Here is a 13067-nt window from a genome sequence, read left to right on the forward strand (position 1 = left end):
GAGCGAGGGTGCCGCGCTACGACGCAGCGCGCGACACCGAGGAGCCGCCATGCCCGAGCGCAATCTCCGCTTCGTGATCATCGGCGCCGGCATGGCCGGCATCATGAGCGGGATCAAGCTGCGCGAGGCCGGCTACGACGACTGGGTCGTGTACGAGAAGGGCGAGAGAGTCGGCGGCACTTGGTTCTATAACAGCTACCCCGGCCTCTCCTGCGACGTGCCCTCGCACATCTACAGCTACGCGTTCGAGCCCAATCCGGAGTGGAGCCATCGCTTCTCGCCGGGTCCGGAGATCCGCGAGTACTTCGAGGGCGTCGCGCGCAAGCGCAACGTGCTGGAGCGGATTCGATTCAACGAAGAGATCGTGCGCATGGAGCTCTCCGGCTCGCGCTGGCACATCGAGACGAGCGCGGGCCGGCGCGACGAGGCCGATGTCGTGATCGCCGCGACGGGCGTCCTGCATCACCCGATGATTCCCGAGATCGCGGGCCTCGAGACGTTCGCGGGCGCGCGCTTCCACAGCGCGCAGTGGGACCACTCGGTCCCGCTCGATGGCAAGCGCGTCGGCGTGATCGGCACGGGCTCCACCGCGATCCAGATCACCGGCGCGCTCGTGCCGCGCGTCGCGAGGTTTTCGCTGTTCCAGCGCACCGCGCAGTGGGTCGCGCCGCAGGACAATCCCGCCTACACGGACGAAGAGAAGACGCAGCTGCGCCGCGATCCGAATGCGCTGCGCGCGCTCAGCATCGAGATGACGCGCGCGTTCCACGAGAACTTCTCGAACGGCGTGGTCGACGCCAACAGCGAGCAGATGCGCCTGCTCGAGCAGACTTGCCGCGATCACCTCGAGAGCGCGGTGAAGGATCCCGTGCTGCGCGAGAAGCTGCGCCCGAACTACCGCGCGGCCTGCAAGCGCCTGATCATCTCGGGCGAGTTCTACCCCGCGATCCAGCAGCCGAACGCCGAGCTCGTGACGGAGGCGATCGAGCGCATCGAGCCGCGCGGTGTGCGCACGAAAGACGGGCGCCTGCACGAGCTCGACGTGCTCGTGCTCGCGACGGGCTTCCGCGTCGACCGCTTCCTACGCCCGATTCAGGTGGTCGGCCGCGATGGCGTGAAGCTCGACACGGTGTGGGCGCAGCGGCCGAACGCGTACCTGTCCATCTCGGTGCCCGGCTTCCCCAATCTCTACATGCTGAACGGCCCGAACGGCCCGGTCGGCAATTTCTCCCTCATCACCATCGCCGAGATGCAGCTCCACTACATCCTGCAGCTCGTCGCTGAGCTGCGCGCCGGCCGCGCGCGCGAGGTGTGCGCGAGCGAGGCCGCGATGGCGCGCTTCAGCGCCGAGTTCGACGCCGCCGCGAAGAACACGATCTGGGCGACGGGCTGCCGCAGCTGGTACCTCGACTCGCGCGGCGTGCCGGCGGTTTGGCCGTTCACGTATCAGCGCTTCGTCGACGAGATGAAGGGGCCGAAGCTCGAGGCGTACGAGCTGCGGGCGTGAACGCTCCCCCCGACGATCTCCTCGCCCCGGACGCCGTCGCCGACCCGCACGCGTTCTTCGCGCGGCTGCGCGAGCACGCGCCGGTGCACTGGAGCGCGCGGCATCGCGCTTGGCTCCTCACCTCGCACGCGGAGGTGAGCGCGGCGCTGCGCGACAACTCGCTCTCGACGGCGCGCATGGACGCGTTCGCGGCGCGGCTCGCGCCCGCGCGCCGCGAGGCGCTCGCGCCGGCGCTCGACTTGTTACGGGGCTGGATGCTCTTCAACGATCCCCCCGCGCACGACCGCATGCGCGCGCCGGTCGCGCGTGCGTTCACGCCGCGGCGCGTGGAGAAGCTGCGCGGTGCAATCGAGCAGGTCGTGGACGAGCTGCTCGCCGCGTTCGAAGCGCGCGGTGGCGGCGACTTCGTCGCGGAGCTCGCGCATCCGCTGCCCGCGATCGTGATCGCGGATTTGTTCGGCGTGCCCAAGGCGGACCGCGACATGCTCGTGCGCTGGTCCGCGAAGTTCGGCGTGATCGTGTTCGGCGCGACCGAGCGCGCCGACTACGAGCAGAAGGCGCGCGAGGCGGGCCTCGAGCTGCGCGACTACGTCGCCTGGCTCGTGGCGCAGCGCAAAGCCGCGGGCGAGCTCGGCGACGACTTGTTGGGCGCGCTGCTCGCGACCGCCGGAACACAGGACGGGCTGCGCGAGGAGGAGCTCGCGGGCGCGTGCTCGCTGCTCCTGTTCGCCGGCCACGACACGACCGCGAGCCTGCTCGGCAGCAGCGTGAACGCGCTGCTGCGCGACGACGCCGCGCGCGCCGCGTTCCCACGCGATGCCGACGATCCGCGCGCGCCGGCGGCGATCGAGGAGCTGCTGCGCTTCGAGGGCCCGGCGAAGATCATGATGCGGCGCGCGCTCCACGCGCACGAACGCGGCGGACGGCGCATCGAAGCGGGGCACACGATCTTCATGGCGCTCGGCGCCGCGAACCGCGACCCGGCGGTGTTCGCGCAGCCCGATCGCCTCGACCTCGCGCGCTCGCCGAACCCGCACGTCGCGTTCGGCGACGGCATCCACTTCTGCCTCGGCGCTCCGCTCGCGCGCCTCGAGGCGCGCATCGCGCTCACGCGCCTGTTCGCGCGCTTCCCGAAGCTCGCGCTCGCGCGCGAGGAGGTGCGCTGGCGCGCGACGATCTCGGATCGCTCGCTGGTCGAGCTGCACGTCGCGATCTGAGGGGCACCTCAGCCAATCACGCCTTCCTCCGCGAGCTTCGCGAGCTCTTCATCCGTGAGTCCGAGCCGCGTCAGCTCCTCGAAGGTGTGCTCGCCCGCAGCCGGCGCCGGGCCGCGCACGCCGACGTCGGCGCCGTACATCTTGAACGGCGTGCCCAGCGTCTCGAACTTGCCGAGCACGGGGCTGTCGATCGTGGTGAACCAGCCCATCTCGCGCGCCTGCGGGTCGTTGATGACGTCGGTGAGCGTTGCGACCGGCGCCCAGATCAAGCCCTGCGCGTCCATGCGCGCGGCCCACTCCGCGCGCGTCCGCGTCGCGAAGATCGCGTCGAGCGCGGCTGTCAGATCGCGTGAGCGCTCGCGGCGTTTCGCGAGCGAGTCGTAGCGAGGGTCGCTCGCCCACTCGGGCTTCGCGATCGCGGCGCAAAACTTCGGCCAGTACGGGTCGGGCATCGGCATCACGAGCAGCACCCAGAGCCCGTCCTTCGCCTGATAACTGTTCCAGATCGGATTCGCGGGCTGCGTGCGCACGTGGCGCCCCGGGTTCTCGCGCGCCACGAGCGCGGCCTGCATGTCGCCCGCGAGCGTCCACATGCCCGTGCCCTGCAGCGTCACCTCGACGTGCTGGCCCTCGCCCGTGCGATCGCGCAGGCGCAGCGCGGCGAGCACCGCGGCGAGAATGTTGAGCGCGGTGGTGTGGTCGCCTTGGCCGCCGCGGCAGAGCGGCGGCGGCGAGGGCGGCTCGCCGAGCAGACCCATCAGCCCCGAGCGCGCCCAGAACGCGGCGTAGTCGAAGCCCGGCCGCGCGCGATCGGGCCCGCGCACGCCGTAGCCGCTGAACGAGGCGAACACGCAGCGCGGATTCACGGCGCGCACGTCCTCGTAGGTGAGCCCGTACTTCTCGCGCCGCGTCTGCACGAGGTTGGTGAGGAACACGTCCGCGTCCTTCGCAAGCCGCTTCACCAGCTCGGGGCCGCCGGGCTTGTCGAGCGCGACGGTGACGGAGCGCTTGCCGCGGTTGTCGAGCTCGAAGCCGTAGTTGCCGGCGAACTCGTGCTTGTATCCCATCGAGCTCAGCAGGAAGCCGCGAAACGCATCGCCCTCCGGCGGCTCGATCTTGATCACTTCGGCGCCGAGATCGCGCATCAACGCGGCAGCGGCCGGCGCTGCGAGCCAGTTCGCCACCTCGATCACACGAACGCCTTCGAGCGGTGCGGGCATGAGAGCTCCTCGATGGAAGGAGCGCATTCTATGCGCGCCGGCGCAGAGATTCGCCGTGATAGGTTGCGCGAATGACGACTCCCGAACGCGACCTCACGAAACACGACGACCTCGGCGACTTCGAAGCCCGCGAGCTCACGTTCCTTGGCGAAACGAAGCGCGTGTTCGTCGCGGGCAAGGGGCCTGCGGTGATCGTGATGGCCGAGATGCCCGGCATCTCGCCGCACGTCGCGCGCTTCGCGCGCTGGGTGACGGGTGCGGGCTTCACGGTGTGGATGCCCGACTTGTTCGGCCGCGCGGGCGCGCCCGCCACGATGGCGCGCGCGGTCGGCACGATGCTGCGCTGCTGTGTGAGCCGCGAGTTCAAGGCGTTCGCGGCGAATGAGTCGAGCCCCGTGATCGACTGGCTGCGCGCGCTCGCCGCGCACGCGTTCCCGCTGTGCGGCGGCAAGGGCGTGGGCGCGATCGGCATGTGCTTCACCGGCAACTTCGCGCTCTCGCTGATGCTCGAGCCCGCCGTGCTCGCGCCAGTGCTCTCGCAGCCCTCGCTGCCGATGGGCCGCGCGGGCGGCATGCACATCTCGCCGAGCGAGCTCGCGCAGGTGAAGGCGCGCATGGAGCGCGAAGACCTGACCGTGCTCGCGTATCGCTTCGAAGGCGACTCGTTCTGCAAAGCCGAGCGCTTCGCCGCTTATCAGGCCGCGCTCGGCGATCGCTTCGTCGCGCGCGTGCTGCCCGATTCCGCCGCGAATCCCGACGCGCAGATGAAGAACCCCCACAGCGTGGTGACGATTCACCTGATCGACCGCGAGGGCGAGCCCACGGCGAAGGCGCGGGACGAGATCCTCGCCTTCTTCAAGACGCGGCTCAGCTGACCAGCGCGTGGGCAGCAGCGAGGCGGTGGGCAAGGTGACCGTGTGGGAGACGGCGTAGCGCCCGAGGAGGACGCGGATTGGACGCGCAGCTGCGCCTCGAGGATGTGGACTTCGGCCTGCACGAGCTGCCGGGAGAGTCACTGTACGACGTGCTGCGCCGCTTTCGCGAGCGCGGGCCGATCCAGCCGACGCGCTTCCTCGGGCTCCCGAGCTTCGTGATCACCAGCTACGACGCGCTGCACGCGGCCTTCCTCGACGAGCACGTGCTGCCCGGCCACCGCATGTATCAGGCTTCGTTCGAGCCGGCGGTCGGGAAGAGCTTCATTTCGGACCCCGACCCCGCGAGCCATCTGCTCTTTCGCAAGCTCGCGACGCCCGCGTTCCGTTCGCGCGCCGTCGCCAGCTACGAGGAGTCGGGTCTCGCTGCGCTCGCGAACGAGCTCGTCGATCGTTTGGCTCGTCGCGACGAGCTCGATCTCGTGCGCGACTTCACGGCGCGCTTTCCGTATCTCGTCATCAGCCGCCTGCTCGGTTTGCCGCGCGACCGCGAGGACGAGTTCCACGGCTGGGCGATCGCGCTCTTCGCGTTCCGCGGGGATCCGGCGGGAGCGCTCGCGGCCAAGCAGTCGCTGACCGAGTTCCTGCTTCCGCTGCTCGAGGAGCGCAGGCGGCGCCCACAGAACGACGTGCTCTCCGAGCTGCTCGCGGCCGAGGTCGAGGGCCGCCGGCTCTCGGACGAGCAGGTGCTTTCGCACATCCGTCTGCTCTTCCCGACGGGTGGCGAGACGACGCATGGCGCGCTCGCGAACTTGCTCGCGGCGCTGCTGCTTCGCGACGGCGCGTGGCAGGCGCTGTGTCGCGAGCCGCACAAGATTCCCGCCGCCGTCGCCGAGGGGTTGCGCTTCGACACGTCGATCGCGGTGCTGCCCCGCCTCACGCGCTCCGAGCCGACGCGCTTTCGTGGCGTCGATTTTGCCCCCGACACGTGGGTGCTGTTCGCCATCGCAGGCGCGAATCGCGACCCCGCCATCGTGGCGAGCCCCGACCACTTCGACATCGACCGCGTGCAGCCGCCGAATCTCACCTTCGGCCGCGGCGCGAAGAGTTGCCCAGGCATGCACCTCGCGCGCCGCAACATGGCGGTGGCGCTGGAGACGTTGACGCGGCGCATGCCCGACCTCGCGCTCGTCGACCGCGAGGCCGCGCTGCCTCGCAAGACGGTGCTGCGCGCTCCCGCGGCGCTGCGCGTCCGGCGTCGCGGCTGACGCAGGCGCAGCGGCTCGAGCTCGCCCGGCCTCAGCGCTCGCCGTCGCGCTTCACGAGCACGCGCTTGCCGCGGATCTTCGAGCCGCGCAGCGCGTCGATCACGACCTGCGCCGCGTCGGCCGGCACCTCGACGAGCGAGAAACCGTCGGTGATCTCGATCGCGCCGATCGCCGAGCCCGGCACGCCCGCCTCGTTCGCAATCGCGCCCACGATGTCCGCAGGCCGCAGCCCCGCAGCGCGGCCCGCGTTGATGAAGAGGCGCACGCGATCCCACGCGCGCGGATCGCGCCCGCCTTCGTCGCGCCGCTGCGACCCACGTCGCTGCGGCGCGCGTTCGTCTCCGCGCGGCGCGAAGTCGCGCGCGCCGCGCCCTCGCGCGGGGACGCGCTCGTGAGGCTCGTGCACGCGCGGCGTGGGAATGTCCTGCTCGTCGGCGCGCGCGCCTTCCTCGTCATGCGTGGCTTGATGCGCGAGCTTCACCGCGGCGGCGGCGACGTCGAGCGGGTCGAGCTCGGAGGCGAGGTCCTCGACGAGCTTGCGGAACGAGTCGAGCTCGCCGGATTCGACCGCATCGCGCAGCGCGGCGCGCGTCAGCTCGAGCCGGCGATTGCGCAGATCATTCACCGTGGGCAGCGTCGCCACCGCGATCTTGTGCTTCGTCGCGAACTGGATGTTGCGCAGCAGGCGGTGCTCGCGCGGCTCGACGAAGGTGATCGCGACGCCTTCGCGCCCCGCGCGCCCAGTGCGGCCGATGCGGTGCACGTACGCGTCGGCCTCGGTGGGAACGTCGTAGTTGAAGACGTGGCTCAGGTGCTCGATGTCGAGCCCGCGCGCGGCCACGTCGGTCGCGATGAGCAGGTCGGCCGCGCCGCTGCGGAAGCGCTTCATCACGCGGTCGCGCTGCTCCTGCGCGAAGCCGCCGTGCAGCGCCTCCGCGCGATACCCGCGCGCGTTCATCGCCTCGGCCAGCTCGTCGACCTCGAGGCGCGTGCGGCAGAACACGATCGCGGAAGTGGGCGACTCCATGTCGAGCACGCGCCCGAGCGCCGCGTGCTTGTGCGGGCGCGCCACGACGTATGCCGTCTGCCGCACGCGCGGCGCCTCACCGGCACGCGCTCGCGCGGGGGCGATCGCGATGCGCACCGGATCGCGCAGGTGCCGCTCCGCGATCGCGAGGATGCGCTTGGGCAGCGTGGCGGAGAACAGCGCGGTTTGGCGGTGCTGCGGCGTGCGCTTCAGGATCGCGTCGAGGTCGTCGGCGAAGCCCATGTCGAGCATCTCGTCGGCTTCGTCGAGCACGACGAGCTGAACGCTCGCGAGGTCGAGCGTGCCGCGCTCGATGTGATCGAGCGCGCGCCCCGGCGTCGCGACGACGACTTCCGCGCCGCGCTGCAGCGCGCGCAGCTGCTGCCCGATGTGCTGGCCGCCGTAGATCGGCAGCACCGTTGCGTGCTTCGCGCGTCCGTAGCGATGCAGCGCCTCGGCGACCTGCATCGCGAGCTCGCGCGTGGGCACCAGCACGAGCGCGCGCGGGCGATTCGGCTCCGGGATGCTCATCACGATGCGCTGCACGATCGGCAGCGCGAACGCCGCGGTCTTGCCCGTGCCGGTCGCGGCTTGACCTAACAGATCGCGCCCCGCGAGCAGCGGCGGAATCGACTCGCGCTGGATCGCCGTCGGCTCCTCGTATCCCAGCGCGGCGAGCGCGTCCGCGAGATCGGAGTCGAGGCCGAGCGCGGCGAAGCCGGAGGCGGGGGCAGATTCGGGGTCGGACATGAGCGGCAGCCTAGAGACTTCCGGCTCCCCACGAACCCTGCGAGGCGGCCTACGCCGTCCGCGCGCGCAAGAAGCGCAGCACGCCGATGAACGCGAGCGCGAGCATCACGTGCACCGCGATCACCGGCGGCCAGCCGAGCAGGTAGAGCGCGTCGTTCGCGGGGCCGGCCTTGAAGGGGCCGCCGCCGAACGCGAGGCCGCGCGTTCCGAAGAATGGATGCAGGATCGCCGGAATCGTGAACAGCCACGCGGTGACGAGCGCGCTGCGCACGAACCAACGCTCAGCGCGCGGCGAGAGCAGGAGGAAGCGCCCGCCGAAGGCGAGCGCCATCAGCAAGAGGCCGTGCGTGATGCCTTCCATGTGCGCCATGCGGAAGCCGCGCGAGTCGCCGGGGATCTGCACGTCGAGCGAGCCGGGGATCGGCCACAGCACGATCTCGCCTAACAAGTGAAAGAACCACGCCCAACCGACCACGACCGCGGCCGCGATCAGGCCGAGGCCGTTCGCGAACAGCACGGCCCGCGCGCGCTCGGAGAGCGGAGCGTGCGCGCTCACGAGCAGATCGCTCGCGGCAGCTCGCCGATGCGCGCCGTGTCGAGGCGCAACAGGCGCGGCTCGCCCGCGTCGTAGAGCCGCATCCAGTCGCGCGCCCACTCGGGGTCGGCGAAGCGCGCCGGGTCGTGCCACGGCGAGAGCGCCTCGAGGATCCACGGCGTCACGTACCCGAACAGGCGCAGCATCACGAGCTTCAGCTCGATGCGCGTGCGCCACGTGCCCCACAGGCCATCGCGGCGCAGCAGCATTCGATACGCCTCGCGCGTGCGCGACAGCGTGTGCCACATCGCGTAGGCGAGGCCGCGCACGCGCAGCCACCAGTCGCCCGAGATCGCCTGATAAACGCCGAACGCGGCGTGCTTGTGCTCGAGCTCCTCGACGAAGTGCCACAGCACGAGCGACGTCACCGCCGGATCGGCGCCGGCGAAGAGATGCACGCGGTCGCGGATCAAGTAGTGCCCCAGCGCGAGCGCCATTGTCTCGAAGCCTGCGGCGTAGGCGAGGCGGAACGCGAGCGGCTCGCGCGAGAGCGCTTCGTAGTCGCGCGCCAGCTGCGCTTCGTACTCGCGAATGCCGTCGTAGCCGAGCGCGATCACGCGATCGTTGAAGCGGCGGTGTTGCCGAAAGTGGTGCGCCTCTTGACCCACGTAGCCGCGGGCCTCCGCCGCGAGCGCCGGGTCGCGAAGCTGCGGAATCGCCTCGCGGATCGCCTCGATCAGGAACGGCTCGAGGTACGGCATCAGCAACGAGGCGGCGTTGACCACTTGGCTCCACGCGGGCCGCGCCGGATGCCAATGCGCAGCGAGGCCGTCGGGGAAATCGAACTGCACGCGGCGCACGAGAATGGGCACGCGCGCACTCTATCGCGCGGGGACGAGCTCTCGTGCGAGCATCGCGTCACCGAGGAGGCAAGCCGTGGCTGAGCAGGCGACCAACTACGACGACGTGAAGCAATACCGGCTCGATCCGGAGCGCGAGCGCGAGCTCGTCGCGACGGCCGGCGAGTGCGTGTTCTGCTGGGCGAACAAATCCGGGCATCCGCTCGGGGTGATTACGGCCTACGTCCCGATCGCGGGGAAGATCTGGATGACCGCGACGCGCGAGCGTGTGCGCGTGAAGGCGATCGCGCGCGACGGGCGCTCCTCGGTCGTGATCACGAGCAAGGGCACGCCGATGGGCGGCGGCAAGACCGTGACGTACAAGGGTCACACCGTGATCCACGACGACGCGAAGACGAAGCAGTGGTTCTACGGGCTGCTCGCGCAGGGCATGGCCGCGGGGCGCGACGACGGCAACGAGTTCACGAAGGGGCTGCGCCCTGAGCTGTTCGTGAAGTTCCTCGACACGCCCGAGCGCGTGGTGATGGAGTTCACGCCCGAGCTGTCGATTCCGTTCGACGGCGACAAGATGGCCAAGGGCACCGCGGCGGCGTACGCGAAGCTCGCGAGCGAGCAGTAGGAGCGAGCGATGAAATTCTGGCGAGCGACGGGATTCGGTGAGGCGCGCGAAGTGTTACGGCTCGAAGAGCGCGAGCTCGCGCCGCCGGGCGACGGGATCGTCGAGCTGCGCGTCGAGGCGACGGGCGTCGGCTTGCCCGACGTGCTGATGACGCGCGGCAACTACCCCGCCGTGCGAAAGCCGCCCGTCACGCCGGGCCAGGAGATCGCCGGCATCGTCACGCGCACGGGCGCGGGCTGCACGCTGAAGCCGGGCGACGCGGTGATCAGCATGACGCGCTTCGCCGAAGGCATGGGCGGGTTCGCGGAGTCCTGCCAGGTGCCCGAGTCGCTCATCTCGCGCCGCCCGCGCGGGATGTCAGCCGAGGAAGCGGCCGGCTTCTGGGTGCCGTTTCACACCGGCTACGTCGGCGTCGTGCAGCGCGGCGAGCTGAAGGCGGGCGAGACGCTGCTGGTGTTAGGGGGCGCGGGCAGCTCAGGGTCCGCAGCGATTCAGCTCGGCAAAGCGCTCGGCGCGACGGTGATCGCGACCGTGAGCTCCGCCGACAAAGCCGAGTTCTGCCGCACCCTCGGCGCCGATCACGTGATCAACTATCGCGACGTGCCGATCAACGAGGGGGTGCAGCAGATCATCGGCCGGCGCGGCGTCGAGATGATCTACGACCCCGTCGGCGGTGCGGCGTACGAGCAAGCCGTGAAGTGCATCGCGCGCCACGGCCGCGTGATTCTGATCGGCTACTCGAGCGGCACGTGGGCGAAGGTGGATCCGCTGAACGCGGTGCTACGCAGCTACTCGCTCGTCGGTGCATTCCCCGGCGCGCGCACCCTCGACGAGACGCGCGCGCATCACGAAGCGCTCTGCGCGCTGGCCGAGGCGGGCAAGATCCGCACGCCGATCGATCGCGTGTTCCCGTTCGAGCAAGTGCCCGAAGCGATCGAGCGCGTGGGGAGCAATCGCGCGGTGGGGAAGGTGATCGTTCGCGGGACGGTGTGAGCGAGGCGTCGATCACGCTCCAGCGCGAGCTTCGCTGTTCGCTCGGCTCCAACGCTGCAAGTGATCGAGAGCGTGCTGGTACCTGAGCACGGCGACGAGACCGAAGCACGAAGACAGCAGGAACGTGAGCGGTGTGACCACGGCGAGCGAGCGGCCGAGCGCCTGCGGATCGCTCGCGCCGTCGAAGACGTAGTCGGTCACGAGCGCGACGATCGTCGCGCCTAGGCCCATGCCAACGAGATTCGCCACGAGGATGGCGAGCGCGACCGCGAGGCCGCGCATTTGGTTGGGGACGACTTCCGTAATCACTGCCGCCCACACCGCCGAGGTGAGCGCCGTCGCGACGTAGGCGGGTCCCAGCATCCACAACGCCAGATACGGATCGGGCACCGTCGCTACGCCGAGCATGAAGGGCGCTGCGCAGGCACCCGAGAGCGCGAGCAGGACCATGCGGCCGCGCGCGTAGCCGCGCGTGATCAACCAGTCGCCGAGGTAGCCGGAGCAGACGACTCCGCCGACGCCGAAGGTCACGCTGAGCACCCCCATCCAGCGGCCGACTTCCACGACGGACAAGCCATGCGTTCGCTGGAAGAAGGAAGGCAGCCACGAGCTGTTGCCGTAGCCGCCCATCGCGATCAGCGCATAACAAACGACTGCGCACGAGAACGGCACTCCGATCGCTCGCACGTAGTCGAGGAACTCCCGCACGCTGACGGGTTTCTGCGCCAGCGTGCCGTCGGCGCTCTGCGCCATGCGCAATGCGCCGACGCGCTTCGGCTCGCGCAGGGTCGCGGCCCAGAACGCCACCAGAATTCCGGGCAGACCCAAGATGATGAAGACCAGCTGCCACGGGAAAACTTCACCGAGGAGCGGCAACTCGATCCGGCCCTCGCGCTGCGAGACCTCGTGAATCACCTGCGCGCCGACGAACAGCGCGATGCCTGATCCGATGGCGGTGCCGAGATTGAACACGCTGAGCGCGAATCCGCGCTTCGTGGGCGGAAACAGGTCGCTGATCATCGAGTAGCCGGCGGGCTGCGTGGTCGCCTCGCCGATGCCGACGCCCATGCGGTAGGCGAACAGCGCAGCGAAGGACTTCGCGGTGCCGCACAGCGCGGTCATCACGCTCCAGAAGAAGATGCCCGCGGCGACGATGCGCACGCGATTGGCGCGATCCGCAAGCCAGCCCACGGGCAGTCCGAGCGTCGCGTTGAAGAGGGCAAACGCGATGCCGAGGAGCAGGCTGATCTCGGTGTCCGTGAACTGGAGGTCGCGCTTGATGGGCTCGATCAGGAGATTGAGCACCATGCGGTCCATGAAGGAGAAGACGAAGCAGACGAGCAGGACGGCGACGACGTACCAGCTGTAGAGCGGAGCGGGGTAGGTCTCGCCGCGAGCATCGCCGCGTTCCGCCGAAACCACGTGGCCTTCGCCTGTTTGCACGCCGTGCTCTCCTGCCTTCTATCGACGTTGCGACAAGTCACCGAGTCCGCGCTCGCGTCCGGCGTGGCGCTCGCGCGCGACGTGTGCGAAGTCGCGCGAGCGCGTCGGAGTTGCGCTCACATCGCGCAGACCGCCTCCGTTGCGCCTGTTCGCCGCGCCAGTCGAGCCGGGCGGCGCGAGGGACGATCGAGTCCATAACAATCTCGCCGAGGTTGCATGGCGCGCCGGGAGGGGCTCGAACCCCCGACCCCCAGGTTCGAAGAACGAAAAGTAGTTATGGCGTGTCGCGTACTTGCACGAGCGCGCTTATCAGGACCGCTCGGGAGCGCTCACGAGCGATCACCAGCACGGCCCCACGGCCCCAGACGGCCCCTGCGCGCGACGGGGGAGGGGGCTCTTTCGGCGGCCAACAGGTCGAGCAGAGGAGCCGCGCACTTTTTTTCCCGAGCGAACTACGAGCAAAGGGGGCCCCGTGATCAACCTCGGGGAGACCCCGGAAGAGGGGGCCCCAACGGGGGCAAGGGGCGGCGATTCGAACATCGCGTCTCTGTCAATGCCGCGCTCACCGGATGTCCCCTGGTGGGCCCCCTCCCCCCCTCTCGATGACGGGGACTGAACCTCGATCCCAACAGTTCTACGAAAAAGGCGACCCGCGATGATCTCTCCCAAGCTTGCCATCCTGCGCTTCTGCCTCGGCTGCATCGTGGACCCGAACGAGCCCACGTCCCCGGCGCAGCAGATCGCAGCCTGCCCCTC

Annotated in this window: 11 protein-coding genes; 6 read left to right on the top strand and 5 right to left on the bottom strand. The window is 70.0% G+C overall.

Annotation, left to right across the window (positions count from 1 at the left end; all coding sequences use genetic code 11):
- Nucleotides 1-49 precede the first annotated feature (49 nt).
- Nucleotides 50-1507, top strand: coding sequence for an NAD(P)/FAD-dependent oxidoreductase (locus tag FJ091_03325; protein ID MBM4382380.1), 1458 nt, complete (start codon nucleotides 50-52; stop codon nucleotides 1505-1507).
- Entirely contained in the window at nucleotides 1504-2724 is a 1221-nt protein-coding gene (locus FJ091_03330) for a cytochrome P450 (GenBank protein ID MBM4382381.1), read from the top strand. The genes FJ091_03325 and FJ091_03330 overlap by 4 nt, the downstream gene beginning before the upstream one ends.
- An 8-nt stretch (nucleotides 2725-2732) precedes the next feature.
- Here the strand turns inward: FJ091_03330 and FJ091_03335 are convergent, their stop codons facing one another.
- Nucleotides 2733-3944, bottom strand: coding sequence for a CoA transferase (locus FJ091_03335; GenBank protein MBM4382382.1), 1212 nt, complete (start codon nucleotides 3942-3944; stop codon nucleotides 2733-2735).
- Between the two features lie 71 nt (nucleotides 3945-4015).
- Between FJ091_03335 and FJ091_03340 the strand changes: the two genes are divergently transcribed.
- Together FJ091_03340 and FJ091_03345 are read left to right on the top strand one after the other, a co-directional pair.
- Nucleotides 4016-4819, top strand: coding sequence for a dienelactone hydrolase family protein (locus FJ091_03340; protein ID MBM4382383.1), 804 nt, complete (start codon nucleotides 4016-4018; stop codon nucleotides 4817-4819).
- A 77-nt stretch (nucleotides 4820-4896) separates the two neighbouring features.
- Complete coding sequence (locus FJ091_03345) at nucleotides 4897-6084, top strand: cytochrome P450 (protein MBM4382384.1); 1188 nt, start codon at nucleotides 4897-4899, stop codon at nucleotides 6082-6084.
- 31 nt (nucleotides 6085-6115) lie between these two features.
- Here the strand turns inward: FJ091_03345 and FJ091_03350 are convergent, their stop codons facing one another.
- From FJ091_03350 to FJ091_03360, 3 genes are read right to left on the bottom strand one after another with little or no spacing between them, the layout of a single operon-like run.
- Nucleotides 6116-7861 (bottom strand): DEAD/DEAH box helicase, encoded by a 1746-nt coding sequence (locus tag FJ091_03350; protein ID MBM4382385.1) that lies wholly within the window; start codon nucleotides 7859-7861, stop codon nucleotides 6116-6118.
- A gap of 49 nt (nucleotides 7862-7910) precedes the next feature.
- A complete protein-coding gene (locus tag FJ091_03355) occupies nucleotides 7911-8417 on the bottom strand; it encodes a hypothetical protein (protein ID MBM4382386.1) in 507 nt (168 codons plus the stop codon).
- Complete coding sequence (locus FJ091_03360; protein ID MBM4382387.1) at nucleotides 8414-9268, bottom strand: metal-dependent hydrolase; 855 nt, start codon at nucleotides 9266-9268, stop codon at nucleotides 8414-8416. The genes FJ091_03355 and FJ091_03360 overlap by 4 nt, the downstream gene beginning before the upstream one ends.
- Before the next feature lie 94 nt (nucleotides 9269-9362).
- Between FJ091_03360 and FJ091_03365 the strand changes: the two genes are divergently transcribed.
- Nucleotides 9363-9875 (top strand): hypothetical protein, encoded by a 513-nt coding sequence (locus tag FJ091_03365; GenBank protein MBM4382388.1) that lies wholly within the window; start codon nucleotides 9363-9365, stop codon nucleotides 9873-9875.
- Between the two features lie 9 nt (nucleotides 9876-9884).
- Nucleotides 9885-10868, top strand: coding sequence for an NADPH:quinone oxidoreductase family protein (locus FJ091_03370; protein MBM4382389.1), 984 nt, complete (start codon nucleotides 9885-9887; stop codon nucleotides 10866-10868).
- A gap of 12 nt (nucleotides 10869-10880) precedes the next feature.
- On the opposite strand, the gene FJ091_03375 is transcribed toward FJ091_03370, so the two are convergent.
- Nucleotides 10881-12311, bottom strand: coding sequence for an MFS transporter (locus FJ091_03375; protein MBM4382390.1), 1431 nt, complete (start codon nucleotides 12309-12311; stop codon nucleotides 10881-10883).
- Nucleotides 12312-13067 lie beyond the last annotated feature (756 nt).

The organism is Deltaproteobacteria bacterium, from assembly GCA_016875395.1.
GTDB lineage: Bacteria > Myxococcota_A > UBA9160 > UBA9160 > UBA6930 > VGRF01.